This is a genomic window from Paracoccus simplex (assembly GCF_042648325.1).
Taxonomy (GTDB): Bacteria; Pseudomonadota; Alphaproteobacteria; order Rhodobacterales; family Rhodobacteraceae; genus Paracoccus; species Paracoccus simplex.
The window spans coordinates 1-2,435 of record NZ_JBHRXE010000006.1; the positions used below are offsets into that span (position 1 = coordinate 1).

A 2,435-nucleotide genomic window follows, 5' to 3' on the forward strand; every position below is an offset into this window, starting at 1 on the left:
ATCCCAGCTACCACCCTGGATTCGCGAGATGAATCCCTCACGCGATTTGTGCAACAGAGCCGTCGTTAACCTGTTCCGGTCAGGGCAGCATGATTCCCCGATGCGCGCCGGCCTATATCCAGCCGATGGTTGCAAACAGCTTGGCTCGGCAATCTGTCGGCGTCCGCGTCATGGGCCATATCATGGGCCATGCCCGGACACCGGAACAAGAGGCGGCATCGTCAGAATGCCCAAGAACGCGCTTTGCCCGCTGTTGCGCGAACCTTACCCGACCCTCAGCCCGGCGTTGATCGCCGTCTGCCGGACCGAGGGCACCAGCCCCAAACGCTTGTCTCCCGAGTTCTCCGCCTTGCAGATCAATTGTTGCGCGGCCTCGTGGTCGCCGCTGCGGATCAGCAGGTTGACCAACATGCCGAAGAACCGCTTCGATGGCGCAATGGCGAGACTCTTTTCCAATTCGGCCCGCGCGGCTTTCCTGTCGGTCCGGATAAGGCTGCGGCCAAGCTCGCCATGATAAATCGCCGTTCCTTCGCCGGGAGGGTCGAAAGGAATGATCGCGTCATGCTCGATGATTCCCAGGACCAGCGGCTTCAGCAGCCGCGCCTGCGACAGGGTGACAAGCACGGTATGGCCGGCATAGGGCACCTCGACCGGCCGAAGATCGGGATAGGCCGGCGCCACCAAGTCGCGGATGAGATGCGTGTCATTGCGGATATGCGGGTCGTAGATCACCACCGGGTCGTGCCGCGACAGGGGCCCGTCCTTGATGTCGCCATGGGTCACCGGCAAATCCTCGTAGGCCCGCAGCTTCAGCGGCCGCCAGGCGGGCAGCATCGGCGCCGCGGCGATCATCCGCGCATCGACCGCGCCGCCGTAATAGAGCGCCGCATAGGCCCCGAGGCTGGATCCATAGGTCACCACGTCCCGGCCGGCGCAGACCGGCCGCACGACGGTCTGGAAGTCCTGGATCGACAGGCCCTGGAATTGCGTGCCGTGCCGCTGCGCGACATAGATGGTGTCCCAGCCATGCTCCAGGCAGAAAGGCGTGCCGAAACCTTCGTCGGCAAGGCCGGATGGCTGCCCGCCGAAGGTGATCACGATCCGCTGGCTGGGTTGGGCGGAAGCGACATGCAGCGTGATCCGGTAATCCGCATGATCCGCCAGCACGGTCTTGCAAGCCATCGACTCCCTCCGGTTGTGCGCGGGCAGACAATACAGCAGCGCGCGCGGGTGGCAACTCGGCTCGATAGGGTTGGGCGGGCGAAAGGCGCGGCTCCCTGCCCTTCGCGCGACGGCGCTTTCGGCGGGCGTCGGCACCTCGCGCGCCGAAAGCGCTGCCCGTGGCTCCTGCGCAGCACCATTGAAGGCTGGCCCCAAGCCCTTCGCGCAGGCGACCGCGCGATTGACGAATCCCTTCGGCCCTTCTAGAACAAAAGCAGAACATAATGACTGAACCATGTCCGCTCGCCCTTTCCCTTCCGGGGTGGCGCCTTTCGGACGGGCGCCAGTCCCCGCGGCGCCGCAACCGACCGCGCCGACCCTGTCCGAAGCCTTCGGCACCCGCCCTCTGGCGGGCGCGGCCTCCGGATTCGTGCTGGCCGCCCTGCCGCCGGGACTGGTGCTCTGGGCGCAGGACCGGCTGAGCCGGGCCGAGTTCGGCGCCCCCTTCCTGCCCGGCATGGGCCGCGACCTGCTGCGGCTGGACCTGTCACGCCCGGCCGATGTGCTGGCCGCGCTGGAGGACGGGCTGCAAGGCCGCGCCCTGGCCGCCGTGGTGGGCGAGATCCATGGCACCCCTTCGGCGCTGAACTTCACCGCCAGCCGCCGCCTGGCGCTGCGGGCCGAGGCGGCTGGCCTGCCCTGCTGGCTGATCCGCCATGCCGCGCCGCCCGAACCCAGCGCGGCGCGGATGCGCTGGCGGCTGACGCCGCTGCCCTCGGCCCCCGACCCGGACGACCCGCAGGCGCCGGGCGATCCGCGCTGGCTGGCGGAACTGTTCCGGGCGCGCGGCCGGGCGCCCTCGACCTGGGTGGCGCGTCATGACCGGGCGGCGGATCGTCTCGATTTCTCTGCCCCGTCTCGCGATCGAGAGCTGGCTGAGCCGCGCCGCGCGCCGGGGCGACGCCTGGCCTGAGCAGATCCCGCTGGCGCTGGCCGCGCCCGGTCCGCACGGGCCCGTCATCCATGCCGCGAACCGCGCCGCCGAACGGGCCGGCGCCCGCATCGGCGCCCGCGCCGTGGACAGCCGCGCCATCTGCCCGGCCCTGCGCATCGAGCCGGCCGAACCCGACCGCGATGCGGCAAGGCTGGCGCGGCTGGCCTTCTGGGCGCGGCGCTGGGGGCCCTTCAGCACGCCGGACGGCGATGACGGCCTCATCCTCGACACCACCGGCGCCGCGCATTGGGGCGGCGGCGAGGCGGCGCCGCTGGCGCTG

The 2,435-nt window shown here is 69.9% G+C and carries 2 protein-coding genes and 1 pseudogene; 2 read left to right on the top strand and 1 reads right to left on the bottom strand.

From position 1 onward, the window contains the following. Window positions 1-264 precede the first annotated feature (264 nt). Complete coding sequence (locus ACFOMP_RS02050) at window positions 265-1,560, bottom strand: hypothetical protein (protein ID WP_379027710.1); 1,296 nt, start codon at window positions 1,558-1,560, stop codon at window positions 265-267. Between the two features lie 31 nt (window positions 1,561-1,591). Here ACFOMP_RS02050 and ACFOMP_RS02055 point away from each other — a divergent pair, with 31 nt between their 5' ends. Both ACFOMP_RS02055 and ACFOMP_RS02060 read left to right on the top strand, forming a co-directional pair. Next, window positions 1,592-2,134, top strand: coding sequence for a hypothetical protein (locus ACFOMP_RS02055; RefSeq protein ID WP_379027711.1), 543 nt, complete (start codon window positions 1,592-1,594; stop codon window positions 2,132-2,134). Next, window positions 2,040-2,435, top strand: a pseudogene (locus ACFOMP_RS02060) (Y-family DNA polymerase); the annotation flags it as partial. The gene ACFOMP_RS02055 and the pseudogene ACFOMP_RS02060, both read left to right, overlap by 95 nt.